22 protein-coding genes, 2 pseudogenes and 1 riboswitch are annotated in these 21,903 nt (G+C 43.3%); of the genes and pseudogenes, 10 read left to right on the forward strand and 14 right to left on the reverse strand.

What is annotated here, in order from left to right; all coding sequences use genetic code 11:
* The 10 genes and pseudogenes from ACQKPA_RS29345 to ACQKPA_RS29390 form a co-directional block, all read left to right on the forward strand.
* Nucleotides 1-234 (forward strand): annotated as a pseudogene (locus ACQKPA_RS29345) (SH3 domain-containing protein); the annotation flags it as partial.
* Between the two features lie 642 nt (nt 235-876).
* On the forward strand, nt 877-2,286 hold the full coding sequence (locus tag ACQKPA_RS29350; RefSeq protein ID WP_326098873.1) for an N-acetylmuramoyl-L-alanine amidase: 1,410 nt from the start codon (nt 877-879) through the stop codon (nt 2,284-2,286).
* A 12-nt stretch (nt 2,287-2,298) separates the two neighbouring features.
* On the forward strand, nt 2,299-2,859 hold the full coding sequence (locus ACQKPA_RS29355; RefSeq protein WP_427495926.1) for a GerMN domain-containing protein: 561 nt from the start codon (nt 2,299-2,301) through the stop codon (nt 2,857-2,859).
* Nucleotides 2,860-3,652: 793 nt separating this feature from the next.
* Nucleotides 3,653-3,766: pseudogene (locus ACQKPA_RS29360) on the forward strand (hypothetical protein); the annotation flags it as partial.
* Between the two features lie 876 nt (nt 3,767-4,642).
* The gene (locus ACQKPA_RS29365; RefSeq protein WP_427495927.1) at nt 4,643-5,380 is read left to right on the forward strand and encodes a hypothetical protein; all 738 of its coding nucleotides are present in this window, start codon (nt 4,643-4,645) and stop codon (nt 5,378-5,380) included.
* Nucleotides 5,381-5,777: 397 nt separating this feature from the next.
* Entirely contained in the window at nt 5,778-6,266 is a 489-nt protein-coding gene (locus tag ACQKPA_RS29370) for a hypothetical protein (protein ID WP_326098868.1), read from the forward strand.
* Nucleotides 6,267-6,715: 449 nt separating this feature from the next.
* Nucleotides 6,716-7,021, forward strand: coding sequence for a copper amine oxidase N-terminal domain-containing protein (locus ACQKPA_RS29375; protein WP_326098866.1), 306 nt, complete (start codon nt 6,716-6,718; stop codon nt 7,019-7,021).
* 87 nt (nt 7,022-7,108) lie between these two features.
* Nucleotides 7,109-7,345, forward strand: a complete 237-nt coding sequence (locus ACQKPA_RS29380; RefSeq protein WP_427495928.1) for a hypothetical protein — start codon at nt 7,109-7,111, stop codon at nt 7,343-7,345.
* 187 nt (nt 7,346-7,532) lie between these two features.
* Nucleotides 7,533-7,826 carry a transposase gene (locus ACQKPA_RS29385; RefSeq protein WP_427495929.1) on the forward strand — a complete coding sequence of 98 codons (294 nt, stop codon included), beginning with the start codon at nt 7,533-7,535 and terminating at the stop codon, nt 7,824-7,826.
* 49 nt (nt 7,827-7,875) lie between these two features.
* Nucleotides 7,876-8,175 (forward strand): hypothetical protein, encoded by a 300-nt coding sequence (locus tag ACQKPA_RS29390; protein ID WP_427495930.1) that lies wholly within the window; start codon nt 7,876-7,878, stop codon nt 8,173-8,175.
* Nucleotides 8,176-9,231: 1,056 nt separating this feature from the next.
* Here the strand turns inward: ACQKPA_RS29390 and ACQKPA_RS29395 are convergent.
* From ACQKPA_RS29395 to ACQKPA_RS29460, 14 genes are all read right to left on the reverse strand, one after another.
* The gene (locus tag ACQKPA_RS29395) at nt 9,232-9,885 is read right to left on the reverse strand and encodes a M48 family metallopeptidase (RefSeq protein WP_427495931.1); all 654 of its coding nucleotides are present in this window, start codon (nt 9,883-9,885) and stop codon (nt 9,232-9,234) included.
* A gap of 78 nt (nt 9,886-9,963) precedes the next feature.
* Nucleotides 9,964-10,854 carry an alpha/beta hydrolase gene (locus ACQKPA_RS29400; protein WP_427495932.1) on the reverse strand — a complete coding sequence of 297 codons (891 nt, stop codon included), beginning with the start codon at nt 10,852-10,854 and terminating at the stop codon, nt 9,964-9,966.
* Between the two features lie 44 nt (nt 10,855-10,898).
* Nucleotides 10,899-12,401, reverse strand: coding sequence for an arylsulfatase (locus tag ACQKPA_RS29405; protein ID WP_427495933.1), 1,503 nt, complete (start codon nt 12,399-12,401; stop codon nt 10,899-10,901).
* A gap of 280 nt (nt 12,402-12,681) precedes the next feature.
* On the reverse strand, nt 12,682-13,071 hold the full coding sequence (locus ACQKPA_RS29410; RefSeq protein ID WP_427495934.1) for a YkvA family protein: 390 nt from the start codon (nt 13,069-13,071) through the stop codon (nt 12,682-12,684).
* 259 nt (nt 13,072-13,330) lie between these two features.
* Complete coding sequence (locus ACQKPA_RS29415; protein WP_427495935.1) at nt 13,331-14,125, reverse strand: DUF2935 domain-containing protein; 795 nt, start codon at nt 14,123-14,125, stop codon at nt 13,331-13,333.
* 160 nt (nt 14,126-14,285) lie between these two features.
* Complete coding sequence (gene hprK / locus ACQKPA_RS29420) at nt 14,286-15,203, reverse strand: HPr(Ser) kinase/phosphatase (RefSeq protein WP_427495936.1); 918 nt, start codon at nt 15,201-15,203, stop codon at nt 14,286-14,288.
* A 240-nt stretch (nt 15,204-15,443) separates the two neighbouring features.
* Nucleotides 15,444-15,890: a nitroreductase family protein gene (locus ACQKPA_RS29425; RefSeq protein WP_427495937.1), complete on the reverse strand. Its 447-nt coding sequence runs from the start codon at nt 15,888-15,890 to the stop codon at nt 15,444-15,446.
* Nucleotides 15,887-16,471, reverse strand: a complete 585-nt coding sequence (locus tag ACQKPA_RS29430) for a nitroreductase family protein (RefSeq protein WP_427495938.1) — start codon at nt 16,469-16,471, stop codon at nt 15,887-15,889. Before ACQKPA_RS29430 ends, ACQKPA_RS29425 begins: the two co-directional genes overlap by 4 nt.
* 74 nt (nt 16,472-16,545) lie before the next feature.
* The gene (locus ACQKPA_RS29435) at nt 16,546-17,022 is read right to left on the reverse strand and encodes a MarR family transcriptional regulator (protein ID WP_427495939.1); all 477 of its coding nucleotides are present in this window, start codon (nt 17,020-17,022) and stop codon (nt 16,546-16,548) included.
* A 398-nt stretch (nt 17,023-17,420) separates the two neighbouring features.
* On the reverse strand, nt 17,421-18,584 hold the full coding sequence (locus ACQKPA_RS29440; RefSeq protein WP_427495940.1) for an MFS transporter: 1,164 nt from the start codon (nt 18,582-18,584) through the stop codon (nt 17,421-17,423).
* Nucleotides 18,585-18,651: 67 nt separating this feature from the next.
* Nucleotides 18,652-18,751: riboswitch (purine riboswitch) on the reverse strand.
* Nucleotides 18,752-18,783: 32 nt separating this feature from the next.
* Nucleotides 18,784-19,209 carry a VOC family protein gene (locus ACQKPA_RS29445; RefSeq protein WP_427495941.1) on the reverse strand — a complete coding sequence of 142 codons (426 nt, stop codon included), beginning with the start codon at nt 19,207-19,209 and terminating at the stop codon, nt 18,784-18,786.
* 120 nt (nt 19,210-19,329) lie between these two features.
* The gene (locus ACQKPA_RS29450; protein WP_427495942.1) at nt 19,330-20,142 is read right to left on the reverse strand and encodes a DUF6597 domain-containing transcriptional factor; all 813 of its coding nucleotides are present in this window, start codon (nt 20,140-20,142) and stop codon (nt 19,330-19,332) included.
* 94 nt (nt 20,143-20,236) lie between these two features.
* Nucleotides 20,237-20,536, reverse strand: a complete 300-nt coding sequence (locus ACQKPA_RS29455; RefSeq protein ID WP_427495943.1) for a hypothetical protein — start codon at nt 20,534-20,536, stop codon at nt 20,237-20,239.
* Between the two features lie 110 nt (nt 20,537-20,646).
* Nucleotides 20,647-21,867, reverse strand: a complete 1,221-nt coding sequence (locus ACQKPA_RS29460; protein ID WP_427495944.1) for an aminotransferase class I/II-fold pyridoxal phosphate-dependent enzyme — start codon at nt 21,865-21,867, stop codon at nt 20,647-20,649.
* Between the last annotated feature and the right edge of the window lie 36 nt (nt 21,868-21,903).

A 21,903-nucleotide genomic window follows, 5' to 3' on the forward strand; every position in this document is an offset into this window, starting at 1 on the left:
GCTGGAGATATTTCCATTTTGAGTACTACGTGGAGAATCAATGCGGCTTGTAATATGAGAGCAACCCCATCACCTACCGGAGCATATATTGGATCCCTTTACGCCGGAGACTTGGTGAACGGCAATGAACAAGTCGTGGTTGGTGGGGTAACTTGGGTTAATGTTTATAGCGAAAAATTTCAAAAATCGGGTTGGGTTCAAAAAACTTACCTGACTGAGTATGGTTTTCGCTGAAACTGACTGATCCAGATTGCTTTCTCACTGATCATTCGCCAAATTCAATAAATTCGCTGGATCAAATCACAACAATAAAAAAACTCCAATCGCACTGTGAGATTTGCGGTTGGAGTTTTTAGCTGCTCCTTTTGGAAACATTGATTCGTTAAACATCTAGGTACTTAAATTATGTACTGAAAACACAATAGACAGTGAAAGGTTTGAATAAAAAAATAATTTATTTGATATTTATTATCCGAAATATCGTTACTTTATTAATGGATCATACGTCTTATAATATGGATGGGTTTTCATAGAAATGTCCAATACGATGCTGTCGAAAACTTTATTTCTGCAAGTAAGCTCATCATCTAATGGATTTTAAGGTTCTTAAGGATTCCGTTATTTAGGAGGTGAATAATGACGAAATTACTTGATTTTTCTCTTCTACTTTCGCAACTCCCGTTATGCATATCTGTAAGTAAATGTACTTAATAACAGGATTATAATAAGGATGGGCTTTTATAAGTAACTCCTTATATATTTCTTGTCAATATAATAGATGTAGACGAGAGAATTCATGGTGTTTTTTTACACTGGATAATTAGTTGTAGGTATGCTCATGAAAAACAATTAGCAGAAATTAAACTGAGGTGTAAAATGAAGAAATCCATTCTTTTAATTCTATTTAGTGTATTTTTTTTTATAGCACTACCGCATCATAGTGATGCTGCATCTAACCAAACTAAAATTATTTTAGATGGCCAAGAAATTGCTCTTCCTGAGGATGTTGAGGTTGTAAACGTTAAAAATAACGTGATGATCCCCATTCGGGTAGTTGCTGAAAATTTGAAGTTTAAAGTTGACTGGAACCAAAAAACTCAAAATGTGAAGATACAGCAAAACTCTAAAGTAATCTCTTTAACAGTTGGTAAAAAAGAAGTTATGGTTAATAATGACCAAAAGATGCTGAATATTGACTCTCAAATTATAAAAAACACAGTCGTTGTCCCAATACGATTCGTTAGTGAAGAGATGGGACTTAAAGTAAGATGGAACAACACAGACAAAATAGTCACTTTGGATAGTAACAACACACAGCCCTCTCTCCCTGTAACAGGTGAGGAACATGAATCTGAGTTAAACCATGTTAATGAAATTAATTATGCAAACAATCAGCTGGTTGTTTCTTTAGATAAAGTGGTTACCCCAGTAATCTCTAAATTGACGAACCCTGATAGGATAGTCGTTGATCTGCCCAATACTACATTCGGAAATATGGCTGAATCTCTAAATTCAAAATCGATAGGTAAGTTAGATATAAGTGAGGTACCTAATCTTACAGAAATTAGGTATTCCTTGTTTAATCATGATCCAGCTCAGGTTCGAATTGTAATTGAGTTGAATAATATAAGTACTGTAGAATATACTCCACAGTTTATTCAAGATAAGTTGATTCTTGATCTGAATATTTCTGGTGAGATCAGTAGTACTGAACCTGTGCCTCCTGTATCAGGTAAAAAAATCGTAATTATCGATCCTGGGCACGGTGGAAAAGACCCTGGGACAACCAGTTTTTCCAATAAACACGAAAAAGACTTTACTTTAGCCTTGTCTCTAAAAGTCCAAGCGCTGCTCTTAAAGGAGCCTGAGATAGAAGTTGTCATGACTCGTGAGGCAGATGTATACCCCACTCGCACAGAACGTGTCCAGTTGGCTAATAAATTAAAGGCTGATGTGTTTGTATCGATACATGGTAATAGCGTGGCTGCTTCACCCCAGACAACAGGTACAGAGACTTTCTACTACCAACGTAGTAGCAGTAAAAATTTGGCTGATGTAATTCATAAGCATTTGATCGAAGCCATAGGGCTAAAAGATCGTGGTGTGAAAAATGGTAGCCTACAAGTCATTAGAGAAACAACGATGCCGGCAGTCCTTTTAGAAATTGGATTTTTAAGTAATCCTGAAGAAGAAGTAGCATTGTTTTCAGATTCCTTTCAAGATAAAGCAGCTCAAGCTATTGTTGATGGGATCAAAGAATATGTGGGAATAACAGCAAAACCATGAGGATGTGCTAATATGAAAAAAAGTGTGTGCATTTCTATTATGTTATGTATCATAGCAATGGTTGGAGTAGCCTGTGGAAGTAAGCCTACTACAAAGTCAGGGGTTTCTTCAGTTCCCGACCAGGAGATTAACTCTGCAGTAAATGGAACTGATAAGGCAGTAGATCAAGTTAATAATCAAACTGAAGAGATTTTGGTTTACTACGTTGATTCTCAAGTAACGGAGTTAAAACAGAGTAAGACAGAAATAAATTATTCGAATAGTATAGATAAGTATGAGAAGGTATTTAAATCTTTGCAAAGTACAAGTCATTCTGATCTTGTATCTTTATGGGGTAAAATCGAATTAAACTCTATGAAATTCCATGATGGAGTGTTAGCAATAGATGTTCATATTCCTGATGATGCGAGACTAGGATCTGGTGGTGAATTGTTAGCTTTGGATGCATTAAAAGAGACAATGTTTCAATTTGAGGAGATAAATAACTTAGAACTTCTTATTGATGGAAAAGCCTTAGAAAGTTTCATGGGGCACTCTGAATTGGAACATCCAATTTCTCGTAACAATCAATAAGGATGAATAATAATAAGCAATAAAAAATCTTTGCCCCCCTAAGGTTGGGCAAAGATTTTTTATTGCAGAGCACGCGAATTCAACATTTGGACAGCTACTTCCGGGAACCATTCTGTCGTGTTTGAACTAACAATTGTTTTAGAGCAACTTGAATACGTCCGATCGCTATTCGCAGATTTGAAACCCCTTCCAATCATCAGCAGCCTGCGCGTTGCTTTTGGGGGGCAACAGCTTTAGACCGATACCAGTCACAAGCTTTTGGTAGGGTAGTTTGTGCGATTTGATTTTTGTGGTCCAAGGTGTAGGATATCTTTTGATAAGTAACGGTAATCTTGCCGTTCTTGCCATCAACGGTTCCACCCAGCAAGGCCATCAATTCTGTAACCGGTGAGTACGTCGTAAGATCAGCTGTCCGGAACTTCCTTTGCCTCTGTAACGTAAATACTTTCCTTTATAGCTTACGGGAATGAGATCATTTATGGATAAATATTCGTTCAATGAAAATGTGTAGTAATAACTACTAGCCTTAACAACATTCCCATAGCTCCAAATGATTCATATCGAGGCCATTATTTTTCTCAGCACTGCTATCCTAAACTTCGGAAATAATTTAACAACATCCCATATTTCTTTTCAATACAGGTTGTGATCTTGGTGACGAAACTCTCTTTGATAACTAAATTTGGGATATCGCCAAGAGGATAAGGCAAAGGTTCGCTAAACCTTCATCCTCGGTTCAAACCCGAGTGTCCCCTTTTTCTAAAAAACCAAAAGGAGTGCAGTAACGGTTTATGCACGTTATGGTTGTGTGAACTGTACTCGTATTAAGGAATGGATGAGAAACAATCAGGTTCAGTTCGAGGAGGTCGATGCTTCCTCAATGACAGACCTGGAATTGAAAAGTTAGATCAAAAGGTGTTCCCTATACAGTAATACAAAACGGAGCCGAAAAAGTAGTAGTTCTTGGGTTGAACGTTGAAAAATAATTAACTAGTATGTTTATCAGCTAATACCATATGACCTCTTCATGCAGGGCCAGTTATTTACTGGTCCTTTTTTTATTGCAGTTAGATTCTAACTTTTTTGATGTGATGATCTTATAAGTAAAAGCTGAGTAGGAATTCCATGTATGCCCATAAATTCAATTAGATCACTCGTAAATTGAATGCCAGTATAGAGGAATAGACCTCCTTCAAATTTCCAAGGATCTAGAACTCGTTTTGCTCTCTCCTTGTATTTTATAAATAGAAGATACGAGCTAAAAAACTTCAATCATAAAAAATAATTCTTGGCACTAAGGTTTTGGCAGTTCATACACCTATTGATATCACAAATTTTCAAATATTTTCTACTTATTCCATAACCAGCATCCAAAGTTTTGCGTTATAAACAATAGAAGCATTTAAGTCTCTAATCACCAAGATTGTCTCATGATGATATTTATCGAGTTTTTATTGAAATATATTTAACTTGATCTGATCATAAAAACATTCACACTTGAGACTGGACTTTCGATCATTTAAGGAGGTGATGTGTATGAGTTAACGGTTGGTTATAGTAAGTGAGTTTTACGGTTGTAACCGTGCAAAAGGAACTGATCTGTTCATTTTACACTAAAAGTTTCATTTGGATTTTACTACCCTTCATTATGCTTCTGAAATATCTCAAAACATCCATGAGCCAGGTTTAACACTATAGAATAAAATGGCTTGAAGAATTTCATCAGAAAAATTATCAAAGTCTAATTGAAAAAATATTATCGGACGAAAGGATGTTTTCAAGTATGAAGCGTTTGAGCAAAATTGTTCTTAATTTATTTTTCGCCATTTCAGTTCTTACTGTATTTTCTAACGTAGCTTCTGCAGCTATGTCCCCATGGACTCAGGTAGAGGAGTACAACAGGAAGTATGAGTTTCAATCTCATGTATATACACGAACAATATCTGGCACTACATACATGCAAGCTGGTACAATTATTAAAATAACTCTTGGTTTCCCTTATGCAAGTTATTACGGGGCGCAAGCCAGACTTTATTCAAGTTCAGGTACATTAAAAGCATCATCTGCAATGGTTCACAACGATGAAAATATTTCTGGTTTTATGGTTGAAACTCGCGGTTACCCAGAAAAAGGCACTTACTATAGTCATGGAAAAGCAGAATTCTACAATGGTAACACTGGATACTATCGATCGGTTGAAGGAGTAAGGTCGCCATATGAAACATTTAGTCTCGTCCCAGATCTACCTCAAAAGGTTGAAGTGAATGAGGAAGGTGAAACTTTTGGATCTGGCTTATATACTTTTAATGGTAAGGAACTTGATTATTTAATTGCAGAAGGTGTTGACGGTACTGAGGGTTATGTGCGCGCAGCTGATTTGGAGTCAAATGTAACTTCTCTTGAGGAAGCAGTACAGTATAACTCAACTATTCAGCCTACCCAATTTATTCCTCTGTATGATAAAAACAAAAACATCATCGGACAATTTGAGATTAGTACTCATGTGGAAAAAATCGAATGATGACACCTTTACTCTTAAGACCTTAATTAGATGCGGCTCCAATGCCAACATAATACTTCTAAAAAATACCGAGAATCCCCATTTGGGGTTTCTCGGTATTTTTTCTTTAAAGTTCAACTAGCAATTGCGATGTTATTGTATATAAAACTTCCCTAAGCAGATCACATCTGCACAAGCCAATTCTAAGGTACCTTGGTGATAAATGATCAGAAAATCATAACCAGAGGGTCGCTTTTTACGTTGTATATATTAGGTACACTCAAGTAAAAACAAAACTTGTAGAAACCAAATTGAAAATTCATTGAACTATTCGCAAAATAATACCTGGTCTAAATAAGTTCTTAAACTTGAGCTTAATTTGAAGATTCTACAAACAAACTTAGGAGGCTCAAATAGAATGAACAAGAAAATCAGAATAATATTAGTTTCCGTCATTGCATTAAGCAGCATTGCATTTTTTATCCTAACTGCTAAAGGTTTGTCTTCTGATAAAACAGTTTTGCCGACAGCGCAACAAAACGGTAATCCTATTAACTCTTCAGGGGTAACACAACAGTCTGTTAACCCTAATAACTCTTCAGTAGTAAAGGCAGTTAATCCTAATCAGCCATCTGTATCAGCAAAAGATGTTTATCCAGTAAATGAATATGGACTTACTTACGGAACTGATATATATGACCTATATGGCGTAGAACCAGACTTAATCGCTGCAACTGGTACAGATGGTACTGAAGGGTATATATACGCATCCGAGCTTGAATCTCATGTAAGTAACCCTCGTGAGGCTGCTGAGTATCGCAAAAATAACCCAGGATCTTGGACCGTACCGCTTTATGATAAAACTGGAAAGAACATAATTGGGGAGTTTGTGATAGGTGGAGAATAAAACTCATCTAACTATTGTCGATGAATCTTGGTTATATTCCTGCTTAATAATTCATACACATCCCCGCCCTCAGGAAGAGAGTAATCATTTGCTTGATATACTGGACAATTACTTTCTAGCTGCTAAACAAGGTTTGCTCAAACGGATGCCTGAATGATGGGTGCGTAATACTTCTCCAATGAGGATATTTTTCAGAAGTAATCCTGTTCCACTGAACAAGATAAAAGAGCCTCATGATGGGAAGCCTTTACGAATTGTAGCGGACTTAAGTTTAATTGGGTTTATATTCAATAGCAAAAATAAAATTGGTGTATATTTAACCCGATTGGAATTAATTTCATTTGTATTTACAATACTGTACGAAATTAATTTTTATGGTTATAAAATAGAAGATATATCCAATTTTTTACACCTTTTTATGTACGAACATTTAACGTGGAGGGGTTTTAATGAAAAGGAAGTTAGTTATTTCGTTATTTACAATAGTCATCGCTTTAACAGCTGCGGTGGGGATGGCCTTTGCAAATGGAGCGATCAAACTCGTCGTAAATGGCGAACAAATTAAATCGGATGTTGCCCCGCAGATGAGCAACAATCGAGTAATGGTCCCGATAAGCTTCATCTCCAAGGCTTTGGGTGCTAATGTAACTTGGGACCAGAAAAATCAAACGGTTTCAATAAAGAGTAATAAGTCAGACCTACAGGAAGATGTCTGGAATCAAAACCTTGATATCTCTAGTAGCAGCTGGTCATAAGTCAAAAATCTTATTGCGCTTTATATCGTTGGTTTTGCTACTCGTGATGATGAGTTAATCAAATCAATATCAGTTGAAGGATTTGACATGATTCCTATCGGCGGTATGTATCCATCCATTATTGATTATGAGATTGTCGATGCTCAGCAAACCAAGGAAACGCTTAAGGTGAGAGTAAGAGTAATCATTCAAGAAGAAAAGCTCTTTGGAGAAGAAGGGGACATTGAAATCGCTCAAGGCAAAATTAAATCCATGAAAACAGCCAAACTGTTTGATGTTAACGAACATACGGTCTTCCCAGGTCTTACTAATAATAATAAATAGAATAAATAGAGAGCCTCTATTGGTATTATCCCCTCAAGGTAGACAGTGAAAAAAGAGATCATGTTAAAATGAACTCAATACTGGAACCGGAGGGGATTTTTGTTATGTCAGCGAAGAAAGGTCAAACTTTTAATCGATATAGCGAAGAAACGAAGAAAGAGGCTGTTCGTCTTAGAGTGGAAGAACATTGGCCACCAGCCGTATCATGGAGAAGTTGGGCATCAAGAGCGAAAGCCAGATCATAACATGGGTGCGTAAACATCAAAACGGGGAAAGTTTCGAGGATTACCGAGGACGCTGGACCAAGAAGCATTTTAGTAGTGCAGAAGAAGAGAATGCCTTTTTGAAGGCGCAGTTGGAGTACCTAAAAAAGCTCAATCCGAACTTGCACGGGAGGGAAGCTGGATTTCGAAGCCCGGTTCAAGTCCATTCAAGTAATAAGCAAGTGGGCTCCCGTGACTTGGCTTTGCAGGATCGCTGAGATTTCACGTGCAGGGTATTACAAATGGAGAAGGACACTCGCCAGCAGAATGAAGCGAGCAGACCGGGATACGGTTCTGAAAGCACACATTCTAGGCATACATCGAAATCTGCCCTTATTTTGGTTACAAGCGTATGCGAACCGCTTTAGGAAAAGAAGGCTTGGTGGTGAATCACAAGAAGGTACGCCGCTTAATGAGAGAGAGCTGCGCATTCGTTCCATGATTCGCAAGAAGCGTCCATTTGCTGAACGGAAACCGTCAGTACTTTTGTTTTATAACGAGCAGCGTTTCCAAAACAAACTCGGCGACCTCTACCCGATTGAAATTCGGGAAAAGGTCGCCGCTTAGTCGATGTAGTAAGTGCGTAGGTCGCCGACGCGTTAGGTGCTAGTGTAAATGTCACAACCTGAACCATATCTTGAGTAGAGGTCCCCACTTTTAAGGCGGGGACATGAACGACAGCATTGTTATGCTATTGGATTGCCCCTCCAAAAAGATTTACTCGTGAAGTAACAAACACTTTAATTTTCCGACATTCTGTTGTTGATGTGTTTTTAAAAGTAATATTCACTTTGTTTTTAACACCATAGTAACCTTTGTTGTCACCGTATGCTTGCCCATTAACCCCACCATCATAACTGGTGACTTGTGTCATCAAGATATGGATTTGTACCATTAGAAAAGCTGTAATCCTGATAAGAGTTCAACGCTCCCGTTTGGAAACTGATATTACTCTGAATGTCGGCAAAGTCCCAAGAACCAGGAGGATGCGTGCCCAGCCTCTTAATTACCAGTGTTGAGTTCGTTCTAGAACCCGGCACCATATCGGGGTAGTGGGAGTATCGCAGTTAGAGAGGGCCTAGAAACCAACTTCCCCCCCGCCATAAGCGTTACCGTTACTTCCCATAGCCCTAGACAGTTCCTTTACTTCTCAAAGCAATAACAACAGAAGCTGACGTATGAGGTGTATACTCAACTACTCCGGGAGCAAGCAAGAGTCGGGCTCGATACGTTGTACAGCGAAGTCTCGAAGTGACGGTAATTAATAATCCAATTGTTATTCCTGCAGGATGCCCTAAACTACTTGAGCAAGATGGGGTACTTACGGTTGATACAGGTGCTATCGACATGGCCGGGTTAAATTGCAAGTAGATGTAGATGGAAATATTCTCGATTACACAGCTTTATGGACTGTGCTTCCATATTCCAATAACTCGAAGTATTTCGACTAGTTAGATACTTACCTAATCGGTAATCGGACCAACTTCTTGTCCTTTACGGCAATCGGTACAAGTTTTTGTCCTTGACTCGGGACAAGAACTTGTACCGATAAGTCAAAAAAGCCGCTATATTAGCGACTTTCAATGGGACCATGTTCTTGTCCCCCGACACTTCTCCATCCTATTATAAAGTCATGGCGTGTCCATACTTCGCGAGGAACGCTTCCTTCGCTTTGTAATCCTTCATCACGCTGCCAACAATTCGCCAGAAAGAGCGATCATGATTCATGTGAATGAGATGGCAGAGCTCATGAATGACCACATAGTCAATGACCTCAAGGGGCGCCATCGCAAGGCGGTAATTGAAGGTGAGATGTTTAGAAGAGCTGCAGCTGCCCCACTTTGTTCGCGACTCCTCAATGGTGAAGGATTTAGGCGAGACTTTCAGCTGCTTCTGATAGATCTTAATCCTCTCCCCGATCACCTTCTTGCAGCTGGCAAAGTAGAACTTCTTCAGCTCATGTTGGAGCGCATCTTCCGTACGCCCCTGGGTCTCGATTAACTCATCAAGCGAATAATATTTGCCAAGATGCAGGAACTTGCCACTCTCTTCGTATGCTTTCACCTTCGGAACATTTCGAGCTGCCTCAATCGCTTGCAGTTGTTTCAAAATCTTATCCCCATACTGCCTTACGGCGTTAAACACCGCTTCATCATCTGCATGATTCGGTGCCTTCACCGTAACCAGACCTGATGGATCGATATGGATCGACATCTTTTGGCGCGGACCGTATTCTACATGACATTCTATTTGTTGTTGTCCTAGTTCAATTTTCATATTCAACTTCGTTTCTATAAGGTTTTATATTCATTGTAACAGAATGGAACCGAATCCTCCTCTATTGGGTGGGAGGATTTACGAAAAATTCCGCTGGAGAAAATCGATCTGATCGGATATTATCCGTTCCCGAATACCGGGCTCATAAAATTCGAAATGCGAAACGGGGTACGATTTCACCTCCGCTTTAGGGAGGCTTTTGATAAGCTCTGCCGTTTGGGGGCCCTGCGTTTCCTTATCATACTCACCATAGCAAATCAATACGGATGCTTCGATTTGATTGGCTGTACTGCTTGGCTTATATTTGATCATTTCCCATATTCCCCGTGGTGCCACTTCGTTTCGCCATGTTTTGGATTGCATACCCGCAATGGTTTTGGCCGCTTCTCCTCCCGTCATAACCGCTAATTCCCCTTCATGTCCAACCGCTGGGATATATAGTGGGGAGAGTCCCTTCTTCCCACGAATCCAATCCTTGCGGATCACGTACAAGAGCCTCAAGGTTTGCCATAAGGAACGCCCGCTTTTTTTCGGAAACCCATTAAAAGGGATTTGAGCGATAACAGCTGAAATATCCTTTGTCTGCGCTGCTACTGAAATGACATGACCGCCGCCAAGCGACGAGCCCCATAATCCTAGCCGTGTTTCATCCACGGCGGGATGCTTCTTGATATAACGAATCGCCTGCAATAAGTCCTCCTGCTGCCCCGAAACGCTCACCAACTGTCTAATCTCACCTTCGCTTTCCCCCAGGTTGCGGTAGTCGAAGGTGAAGGCGTGAAACCCCGCCTGTGCAAATGCCGTTGCAACGGCAACCATACTTGGAGTGTCTTGTGTCCCCCCAAAGCCTGCCCCCATAATGACGCAGGGCTTTGGGATTTCGGTTGATTTGCAATACAAATACCCGACGCAGGCAGTTCCGCCGCTTTTGAATTCCAATCTCTCCTTTCGTACAGATGCTGCGCTCACGTTATATTCCCCCTTCTTCTTATTTTATCTTGCTGATTCAGCCTTCAAGAATCCGTTCCAATCAAGATATGGGATAGCGTTGCGGTTGGTTTCCGGCCTATGATCAGCTGTTGCCCATCCGTATAACCCTCCTCACGTCCATCAAGCTCCTGTATGAGAACAGAACGCCAATATCCGATGCGTTCTTGACGGTCTTCATCCGCAATCGCATTATGCAGTTCTAGCGGATCAAGAACCAGGTCAAAAAATTGCTCCTCACCCGTTTGGGAGAACCAAATGTACTTTTCTTTCCCATCGGTCACCCAGTGATTGGACTGCATCCCTTGTGCATGCTCGCCATGCAGATGATGACGCCAAGTCTGAGTGCTTAGCCCTTCTTTTCCTGCTGAGGCAAGTCTCCAGATGCTTTCTCCTTCGACCGTATCCGGTATAGGCACGCCAGCCGCCTCCAGCAGCGAAGGCATAATATCCCGCATTTCCACCACTTGATCCGACACCGTGCCGCGCTGCAAGCCTAATCGGTTGCCCGGATCGTTGACGATGAACGGCACATGGGTGCTTCCTTCATACGGAAGAGATTTCCGGAATAAATGATGGTCTCCAAGCAGCTCACCATGGTCCGATGTAAACAGAATTACGGTGTTCTGCAGCTCGCCATATTCATTCAATGATTGCAAGAAGCGGCCAATTTGGTGATCAAGATGCGTAATGAGGGCGTAATAGGCAGCCATCGCTTTACGCAAGCGGCGTTTCGGTACCAGTCCCCGCCCTGTGATAGGGGAGTACCCGGCTAGATCAGGATCTTCCGTCTGCGCCCAATCACCAACCGGCGGATCCGGAAAATCGGCATCCTCATACAGATCCAGATACGCCTGTGGGGGATCGAACGGTGGATGGGGCCTGACGAAAGACATCCACAGGAAGAATGGCTTTCCGGGATCCCGGCGACGCAGAAAATCAATAGACTGCGTTACCACCCAATTCGTCGGATGCTGCATTTCTGCCAAATGCCAAGGACGGGCGACGGTCGATGCGTTGCAATCCAATCCGAGATCAATCATATCCGCGCCGGGCACTCTCTCACGAAGCCATGGCAAGTAATCATCAACTTGATCGTAATGCTCTTGCATCGGAATGCTGTGGTAATTGCGGTTGTGATGCAGATAACCGTCGTGGAGCATGACATTGTGGAACCCCATCAGATTTCGTGCGGGGTAGACGTGCATTTTGCCGATACACTGTGTATGATAACCGGCACCGGCCAGTTCCCCCGGCAGCGTTCTCTTGTAATCCCATGGCACACAGTCCTTGTAGCCGACCCGGCCATGTGCCCGCTGTGATTGCCCGGTGAATATGGCTGCCCTTGCAGGTACGCAGGTCGGTGTGGCTGAATACGCACGGCTAAACCGTACACCAGTCCTCGCAAGCTCGTCCAAATTAGGCGTCTCGACGACAGGATGACCCGCTATGCTAAGACAATCAAAGCGCATCTGATCGACTGTAATGAGCAAAACATTCGGCCTTCCTAGGTTTTGACTCGAATTCATCACTTCTCCCCCTTCAACTACACTTTCTTGGATTTGGTCAACTCCACTTTATCGGGACGGCACCCACTGACTCATAACGCATTGCAGTTTCCCAAATACGAGATGTTCTATTGAAAGTATTCGTCCGAATTCATTCATTTCCTTTTATTGAACTCCTAATGTCCCTATTGAAGAAATTGTTGATGGGATCACCCAAAAAAGTGAAAAAAGAGCCGCAATTTTGCGGCTCCTATCGTTCTGTTGCTAGCAAACGCTCCATGACACATTGAAGCTATCGATCCTATTCGTTCAACACATATCGATATGCAATAAGTGAAATCCATAGCACAGCCGCTATCCATATTAAAATAATCATACTACCTGCAAACCAATTTTTCGGTTTACCGCGCTTCATCCGTTCCTCAGCTTGTAGTTCATGCTCTTGGACCACGGCTTTCGGTATCATCTTCAATGTGATCGCAATTCCAAGAGGGACTAATATCACATCATCCAGATAGCCTAGTACAGGGATAAAATCTGGAATCAAATCAATTGGACTAAAGGCATAAGCGACCACACATATGGCGAATATTTTGGCGTACCAGGGAGTCCGACTATCTTTATAAGCAAAATAAAGTAAAAAGACCTTTCTTTTTAGCATCCCAGCCCATTTCTTTATCCGATCCATCATATCCGTTCTCCTACGTTGCATTTTACTTCATATTACCATGCCATCCGATCCAGCAGCTAACTGATTTCTACTGGTTAGTTAGGCGGCTATGGCTGCAAACTCCTGGCCTTTTTGGTTATAACAAAAAAGCCGCCAATATGACGACTTCGTAAGAACTTTACTTATTCGCGGGCTACCCTGCTTAGTTCCTGACGCACCTCATTAGCATGCATCGCAAGAAAAGCTTTTGATCAGATTGCATCGCTTGCGTTACTACTCTTCAACCCGTGACTCTCGGCTTCGTCGGATCGCACTTCGGGTTCTGTATTTCACCCAAAGCAGCCAATTTAGACAAATAGTAGCACTCTTCACGATACATATGATCTGGCATCAGCGGATTAATCCGGTCCAGCACCTCCCCGCGCAGTTCAAATTCTTCAAGTTCTGCGAGAAAGTGCATGAACACCCTCATCTCCAGATCTATATCAGCATGGAATTTGCGCATAGCAGGAAAATCCTTTAAATGGGTCCTTAAATAACCCGTCATTTCTACCGCCTTTAGATAAAAGCCTTCAAAATCTTTCTGAAACGCCAAACTTTTTGCGATTAACGGCTTTTCAGCAAAATCAAGATCGGCCGCCAGGCTTGCTGCATGACCAAATGCATCCTGCAGCCAAACCATATCATAATGCAATGGATGGAACAGAGGTACGCCCTTACCTTCTTGTAACGCCTGTAATATCCGCAGGTATTCCTCTAATTCATTTACCATATGGTTGACAAAGGAAGGTGGCAGAAGGAAATCAATTTTGCCTGCAAGCTGTCGTTCCAGCAATTTCAGCTTGAAATCGCGCAGTTCATAAGTGGCTTTATAGGCATCCTTCGTCAGTTTCTCGATGAATGTGGAGGCATCTGGTCGCCTCGACTCCCCAAGCAGCATATCAAATCTAGCCATTAAGGACTCTGCTGTAGCGATATCCCCTTTTTCCTTGGGTGATAGTGCGGTAAAAATAAAACGACAGTGGTCGCCAAGAATCTGTAGCCAAAATCGGTGCTCATACAAGGGATCACTCATTGATCTTGCCCCTCCCAATAGCGTTATTCTCAGAAAATATATGCTGCTGACAGCGGAGTAGAACGCGGAGGGGATAATCGAACCATATTCGAGGCACGAGCATCATTCACGACAAAATACGGGACAAGAAGTTTTCTGTTGTTTGCCTAAAGCCGGTTGTTTACGACTGCATCTCGTTTTCGATCCGTTTCATAAAGTCTTCAGCCGCACTGTAACCGAGTTGTTTAAGATACCAATTGTTGGCCGCCGCCTCGATCAGACTGGCGACGTCGCGTCCCGGCTGAAGCTGAACCTCGATATGCGGAATTTGAATACCTAAATACTCTGTAAACTGAGGCACCGCCTCCAGCTCGTTGTTTAGGGAATTTTCACGCCAAGGCGACAGCTCAATATCGAGCACGATTCGCGTTTCGTCCTGAAATGCCGTACGCCCGTATTGACGAACGACATTGATCAGACCGATGCTTCGCAGCGCCAGAAACTCGCGGGTTGTCTCATTGTGTGTGCCAAGAAGAGTCGAAGGGCCCAGCTTTTTAAGCACCACAATATCGTCTGCCACAAACCGGTGACCTCGTCTGATCAAGGTGTGCGCTGTCTCGCTTTTGCCAATCCCGGATTTACCGCGAAGCAGGATTCCTATGCCCGATACGTTCACACATACCGCATGGATCGACATCTCCGGTGCCAGCGTCTTTACCAAATAGCTGTCCAACTTGGCGATAAATTCCGTAGTCGTCTCTGTCGTCCGCAATAATGGTATGCCCTCTTGGTTACAGAAAAGGGTCAGATAAGGAATCTCCTGCTGTCCTGACGTGACAATAAAGCACGGCGGATGATATTTGACGATATTCCCGATATGTAACTTGCGTTCTTCTATGGTAAGCGTCAGTAAATAGTTGATTTCCTTGCGACCGAGCACCTGCACGCGCTCCATAGGAAAAAAATCGAAATACCCGACAAACTCCAGCCCCGGCCTATGCGTCTGTGGACGGGTAATCATGCGATCCATGCGACTGGCTCCTGCCAGTACTTCCAAATGAAAAATTTCCGTAAGACTTTGAACGGTGATCGACTTCATGTTGTTCTCCTCCTGCGGTTGCAGTATGTATTCGGATATATTCAACGAACAACAGGTACTTTCCTGCCTATTTGCTACCATACTATGAGACAGCGTCAATCTTCCCAGATCATCAGCCTCAATGACGACAACGACTGTCTATATTCATGCACCGTCAGTGATACATCAAAAAAGCCGCCTATTTGGCGACTCTCGTGAGTATATAATATGATCCTTATCGTAGGCTTGCAGGGCATCCCTCTACAACAACTCAAAGGTGAGGTCAGGCGTGTTCTCTACCTTCATAGGCTCTATGGATTGTCCGTCATATCCCATTTCCAGCACGGCAACGATCCGTTCACCATCATGAACACCAAATCGACGGGTGCATGCTCTATCATAAATCCAGTCATTCATCGTCATTCGTACATGGAGCATGCGATCCTGAGCAAGCAGACGGAAATTCTGCATGAGGCAGCTTGCCGCTGCGTAATCTTCTTCTCTTTTGTGAGGATCCTGATCTTCCTTAATGACCAATATCAGATAAGCCGGAGCCTGATCCTGTAAATCAGATAGCATGTCTGTGTTGTCAGAGCCGATAAATATAAACCGCCAGGGTTCCCGCATTCCGTCATTAGGAGCCCATACAGCAACATTTAATAATTCCAAAATATGATTCTCGGAAACGGGTCTAGCGCTATAACTCATCCAATGCCCCCTCCTCCGCTCGTTAATATCGTCCATTTCTTTTCTGCTTGTGTTCGTGCTCTGCCTCTTGGAGCCTTATCGAAATAACCCAGATGAAAAATACCAACCAGTCTCTCATTGGGCTGCAGTTTCAACAGATCGAATAATTCCTTGCTCTGCATCATCGGTTCTGTGTCCCACAATGTACCGAGCCGACGCTGCCAGGCAAGAAGCTGAAAATTTTGCATGATCCCGCAGACCGCTGCATAATTCATATCACTTTTCCTTCTGTCCGTATCAGTAGAGGCAATAATAATGAGGTGGCCAGGTATATCGGTAACCCTCTTCCGAACGAAATCCCGAACCTTCTCCGGCAGCCATTTGACCAGCCTGTTGTTCACCAAGGGTTCCAGCATACTGGCAGCCAAACGTTCCTTCGCATCCGCCGTCCCCGCATAAACGCTTCGGAAGACCACTTTCTCTCTGGAAGGATAAAGCTGCCGTGCAGCGTAGAGTAAATCTATCACCAGCTCCTGGTCCACGGGAATGGAATTAAACTTGCGGATGCTTCTTCGTTCTCTGATCGTCTTCATGAAATTCATATATTCAACCCCCAGCCATTGCTCGCTTGAATCCCCCTTCAAACTCTTCAAGGATCGCAACAGCGAACATATTCTTAATGATAAAAGTCAGCCAAATCTCCAAATAACCGCTTAATGAAGTCAAGCTCGGAATCGCTATATCTATCCAAAAACTCGTTCATCCTCTGCTGCTCCTTGATATGGAACTCATCATGAATAGCAAAAAGCCTTTTTCCGGCCGCTGTTAGCCGGAAGTACACTTCTTTTTTGTTATCATTGAGCTGGGCCTTGCGTACCCACCCCGCCTTCAATAATTTATTGGTTATCTTCGAGGTGTTCCCTTTGCTTAAGTTCATTGTCTCGGCAATGGAAGTGACATTAATCGGTTCTTGCTCCCCAATACACGCGATCGTATGCAGTTCCGTTATGTTTAGGGTGGATTCTATCTCTATTATTTTCCGGAGTTCTTCGATAAAAGCGCTGCTTAACCGGTTCTCATATTGTTCTTTTTGTTGCAGAAATTGAATGAAATTTTCATGGATAGCGTTTTTTATCATTTTACTTGTACTCATGATTATGCAAGCTCCTCGACTCATTGTTTTTTTCATTATAACCAAAATTAGTTTCGCAAGAAACAATATGAGCATACAATAGAAGTTACACCCGGAAAGAAAAGATATTTTTAGTCATCCAGCCATATTATGCCCCCTTCATTTTAGATTATTGTTTCATCAGAATAAATAAAAACTTAGGAATTAAGGACGTAATCCAATTAAAACTTCAAATATTTATTCATTTGAAACAATTTAATATTAAGGTTATTTTAATACGGTGTCAATTCCATTCATTCTCCATAACTGTGTGAAACACAGCTGTATCTTTACCTGAGATCGAGTTTATACCTTATGCTTCTAATGGAGAAAAAAAACAGCTGCGCGATCGCAGCTGCCTTTTGATTTGCAGAAATGGACTATTTACTTGTCTTCAACGAGAGTGCAGGTCTCGTTAAGGAATAAACGGCGCAGACTAACGACACTATGACAATTCCTCCGCCTACCCAAGACGTACTGGCTACTGTACCTCCCTGCTCTAACACGAGGCCTCCGATAGCGGATCCCAGTGCAATTCCGATTTGCAGCGCAGAATTGTTAAAACTCTGCTGGATATCGGACGAGCCCGGATCCACTTGAATCAAATAATTCTGCAGCGGAGGAGCCAGACTCCAGCTTAATGCACCCCAAATCATCATCACGACTAAAAATACACCGATTGAGAATGTAGAGAACGGCAGTAGAAACAGCACCAACATGAATGACGTAATGATGATTATAATGCTCTTATGCGACCCCAGCCGGTCGGCGAGCGCGCCTCCAAACGCCCCACCGCCGACTGCTGATAGTCCGAACAGGAAGTAACAGATACTGATCCAGTAGGGACTCAGCCCAAGCTCCGATTCAAGAAACGGCGTGAAGTATGCATAAATGGTGTAGTGCCCTGCAAGCATGAACAAGGTGGCGAGATGCGCTCCGGCGATTTTCGATTTGCCCAACGCTTTGAGCTGAACGGATAACGGTGTGACATTTTCAGGTTTGATCCGATCAAGGAACATATAGATCAAGATCATGGAACCAATCGACAGAATACCGATACCGAGGAATAATACCCTCCATCCAAAAGCTTCACTGATCAAAATGCCAAGCGGCACGCCAAGCACCAATGACGAGCTGATCCCCATATAAATAACGCCTAATGCTTTCGCCCGATGTGTAGGCTCAACAACCTTGGCGGTTATGGTCAAAGATAACACGATAATCAGCGCTGTACTCATGGCGGTTAATATTCTGGCAGCCATTAACAACGGAAAGCTTGGACTTACATAAGCCAGCAAGTTACCAATGAAGAAAACAAATAAGGAAATCATATAGAGCCGTTTCCGCTCAACTCTTGCTGTAAGCGCAAGGAGAACCGGTCCAGCTACGGCATAGACCAGGGCGAACACGGTAATGAGCTGACCAGCCGTACCGAGTGAAATATGCAAGTCGTCCGCAATGAGCGGCAGTATTCCGCCAACAATAAGCTCAACCAGCCCGACGGATATCGTCGAAATCGCTAGAATTAATACTTTCAGATTCATCTGGAATGGAATCCCCTTTCTTCGATGTCATATTTGCTTAAAATCAACAAAAAAATCCTGATTACAAAAAATGAGATACATTTTCTGTAATCAGGATTTTACGGTTCCTGGTAGAGACCCTCAGACCATATTAATGAGGTTATACATTCAAATATTGTATTCAGTTGCGCAACGATCGTTGTTTAATTTATCACATCCGTTACGAAAGATCAAGATCCCAGGCAGGATTCCAGCAAATCTCCCACAAGTGCCCGTCTGGATCGAGAAAGTGGCCGGAGTAGCCCCCCCAGAATGTATCTTGTGCTGGCACGGTTACCGTTGCGCCCGCCCTACTGGCTTGCCCCATCACCTCATCCACTTCTTCCTTGCTGCCGACGTTTTGACCGATGGTAAACTCCGAGGAACTCGGAGGAGACAGAGGAACATTCGCCTCAACTGACAGATCTTTGCGATTCCATATCGCCAGTTTCACGCCTGCTTGCAAGTCAAAGAATGCTACAGCCCCATGCTCAAATTCCGTCCCAATAATCCCTTCGGTAGATAGGCCAAGTCCATCACGGTAAAACTTCAATGACCGCTCCAGGTCATCAACGCCAATTGTTAGTACGGATATTCGTGCCTTCATTATCGCATTACCTCCTATACATCATCATCGTTACCTCTTACATATTTTCGCCGATGGCTCTATCAAAAGATTGTAAAAAACGGACAACGTGCGCCTACACGTCCAGAGCTCCATCAACGATCATTTCAAAGCCTGTTTCGGTGACATGCCATATAAACGCCTGAAGTTGTTAATAAAATGAGGTTGATCATAGTACCCGTAGCTGGCAGCGATATCAGAATAACGGGTCGGCTTGGCCTGATGCAACTCCTGCAGCAAATTTTGAAAACGAATAATCTCCGTCATTACCTTCGGGCTGACGCCCAACTCTCTCTGAAATATTCTTCTTATGTTTCTCTCACTATAATTAAGTTTTTCCGCCAAGGCGCGAACCGTTATTCTCCCTTTAGCGGCGTACAGATACTGCATGCTGTGCTCTAGCAGCGGCTCGGAACGGACGTTATTCTGGCCTAAGACGCCCATTAAGAACCTTTCAACCAAATCCATTCGGTGGGCGGCGTTATGAGTCGTGACCATTTCCTCGTTCAGCTGATTCACATTCAGCCCCCATGCTTCCTCCAAGAATACAGGACCCACACGGAAGTCGGAAGCTGGATAATGTATGAATGGGCGGACGGTTTCCGCAAAAAAACGAATACCGAACAGTGACTGATCCTGCGTGAGTCTCATGGCTTCGTAAGATGACATCAGTCCGGTAATGAAGCCGGAGGTTGAAGCATCCCGTGCCTTCAGATTAAATATAATATCGACGCAACCGTCAGGAAGAATGCGATGAAGCGGCTGCTGAAGTGACGAAACTTGATAATCCAAGGTCCAATAACAGGCCACATAAGGAGTTAATGGCGGGCTTGGCAGATATTCTTGATAGGTATAAGAAGAATCCGAAGTAGGATTCTCTATCGTTGGTGCTTGTATAGGGACATAGTTCCGCAAGTGTGCTCACCCTTATTTACGTTGGATATGCAAATGACTCAAATAACATTGAAATATACATCTGATTCATGCTGCCCTGCTTGGACTTGGAGATTCATAACATGACCGTCACGCGTCGTAATGTAAACCTTCCTACCCCCGTTACTTCGCTCCCGTCATTCATGACAAATGTCCGAATGCCCTTACTGCCGGCTTTGAAATCCATATATCCGAATTTCTCCGTTCCTCGGTAGACATTCAGTATCACTTTGCCCGCGCTGCTCATATTACGAACTTTAACGGTTAATTTACCGTTATCCGGCAAGGCGGTAAATGTATTCTCATAAGCACTGGCACTTTGATACTGATCCACGTCTATGAATTGTACCTCATAAGGGAGAATTGCTTGCAGCATACTCAATTTCCTCTATTTTTACGATGCAGGATGATGAATGTGTTCGACCGCACTCTGTGGGAGCAGCGCCTGTCCCATTAACATGGCGAAGCCAGCTCCTAGCCATTTCATTACGACTTAACCCCCTGAATAAACGTTCCTATTCGCAACGCCGCTTCGCGCAGGGCCGCCTCTTCCTGAACTAATGCGATTCGCACGTAGCCTTCTCCTTCGGAGCCGAAAGCATCTCCAGGAATAACCGCAACACCGGTTTCCAGCAGTAATTCGCGGGCGAAACGGCGCGAGCTCCATTGAAGATCACGGAATGCTTCAGGCAGCCGTGCCCATAGGAACATCGTGGCCTGTGGCATAGGAACAACCCATCCCGCTTCGGCAAGTGATGCCACGAGGACATCACGCCGTTGTTCATATAGTGAAGCGACACCCTGTTCCTCATGGCCAGATGCCATGGCTTGACGCAGTGCATGGACAGCCGCAATCTGTACAGGCTTGAATACGCCGAAATCGATGTTGCTTTTGTACTCCCGCAGCGCGCTCACTGCTTCCTCATGACCGGCAAGAAAGCCGATGCGACACCCTGCCATGTTAAAGCTCTTGGAGAAGGAGTGGAATTCTACCGCGATGTCGATGGCACCCGGAACCTGCAAAATACTCATGGGGCGGTAGCCGTCAAAACCCATTTCAGAATAGGCAAGATCATGGACGATCAGCACGTCCCATTGTTTTGCCAACCCGACCAATTTTCCGAAAAAAGCATAATCGGCCCGAACCGCTATCGGATTTCCCGGAAAATTCAACAGAATGAATGTCGCTTTCGCCCAAATCTCCTCCGGAATGCTGTCCAGATCCGGTACAAATCCAAACTGCTCTTTCAGTGGAAGATACCAAGGCGTTACGCCTGCAATCGCAAGCGCTCCCGCATAAATCGGATATCCCGGATTCGGCACAATGGCCACATCCCCCGGATTGCATATGGCCAGAGCCAGATGCGATAGTCCATCCTGAGAGCCCATCAAAGCAAGGATTTCGGTATCCGGATTAACATTTACGCCAAATCGATATTCCATCCAAGCCGCCGACTGCTCTCGGAATTCCATGGTTCCTCTTGTGCCTGGATATGTATAATTATCTGCTTTCAGCGCTTCTTGGCTAAGCACCTCACGGATATCCGCAGAAGGGCCACGGTCAGGGCTGCCGATGCTCAAGTCGATAATATGTCTTCCTGCTTGAAAAGCCTCTTGTTTCCACTCGCTGACCTCGGCAAATATGGAAGAACCGATCTGCGATAGTTTGTCCGCACGCCATGAGCGTTTGGAAGTTTGATTCGGCAAGATATCCACCCACTCCCCTTTTTTTCCTACATTATA

The sequence above is a fragment of the Paenibacillus sp. NPDC093718 genome, from assembly GCF_050279985.1.
Classification (GTDB): Bacteria; Bacillota; Bacilli; order Paenibacillales; family Paenibacillaceae; genus Paenibacillus_AQ.

Coding starts and splice junctions, on each gene's coding strand:
- ACQKPA_RS29350 (WP_326098873.1), top strand. CDS start 877: ATGAAGAAATCCATTCTTTTAATTCTATTTAGTGTATTTTTTTTTATA.
- ACQKPA_RS29355 (WP_427495926.1), top strand. CDS start 2,299: ATGAAAAAAAGTGTGTGCATTTCTATTATGTTATGTATCATAGCAATG.
- ACQKPA_RS29365 (WP_427495927.1), top strand. CDS start 4,643: ATGAAGCGTTTGAGCAAAATTGTTCTTAATTTATTTTTCGCCATTTCA.
- ACQKPA_RS29370 (WP_326098868.1), top strand. CDS start 5,778: ATGAACAAGAAAATCAGAATAATATTAGTTTCCGTCATTGCATTAAGC.
- ACQKPA_RS29375 (WP_326098866.1), top strand. CDS start 6,716: ATGAAAAGGAAGTTAGTTATTTCGTTATTTACAATAGTCATCGCTTTA.
- ACQKPA_RS29380 (WP_427495928.1), top strand. CDS start 7,109: ATGATTCCTATCGGCGGTATGTATCCATCCATTATTGATTATGAGATT.
- ACQKPA_RS29390 (WP_427495930.1), top strand. CDS start 7,876: ATGAAGCGAGCAGACCGGGATACGGTTCTGAAAGCACACATTCTAGGC.
- ACQKPA_RS29395 (WP_427495931.1), bottom strand. CDS start 9,885: ATGAAAATTGAACTAGGACAACAACAAATAGAATGTCATGTAGAATAC.
- ACQKPA_RS29405 (WP_427495933.1), bottom strand. CDS start 12,401: ATGAATTCGAGTCAAAACCTAGGAAGGCCGAATGTTTTGCTCATTACA.
- ACQKPA_RS29410 (WP_427495934.1), bottom strand. CDS start 13,071: ATGATGGATCGGATAAAGAAATGGGCTGGGATGCTAAAAAGAAAGGTC.
- ACQKPA_RS29415 (WP_427495935.1), bottom strand. CDS start 14,125: ATGAGTGATCCCTTGTATGAGCACCGATTTTGGCTACAGATTCTTGGC.
- hprK (WP_427495936.1), bottom strand. CDS start 15,203: ATGAAGTCGATCACCGTTCAAAGTCTTACGGAAATTTTTCATTTGGAA.
- ACQKPA_RS29425 (WP_427495937.1), bottom strand. CDS start 15,890: ATGAGTTATAGCGCTAGACCCGTTTCCGAGAATCATATTTTGGAATTA.
- ACQKPA_RS29430 (WP_427495938.1), bottom strand. CDS start 16,471: ATGAATTTCATGAAGACGATCAGAGAACGAAGAAGCATCCGCAAGTTT.
- ACQKPA_RS29435 (WP_427495939.1), bottom strand. CDS start 17,022: ATGAGTACAAGTAAAATGATAAAAAACGCTATCCATGAAAATTTCATT.
- ACQKPA_RS29440 (WP_427495940.1), bottom strand. CDS start 18,584: ATGAATCTGAAAGTATTAATTCTAGCGATTTCGACGATATCCGTCGGG.
- ACQKPA_RS29445 (WP_427495941.1), bottom strand. CDS start 19,209: ATGAAGGCACGAATATCCGTACTAACAATTGGCGTTGATGACCTGGAG.
- ACQKPA_RS29455 (WP_427495943.1), bottom strand. CDS start 20,536: ATGCTGCAAGCAATTCTCCCTTATGAGGTACAATTCATAGACGTGGAT.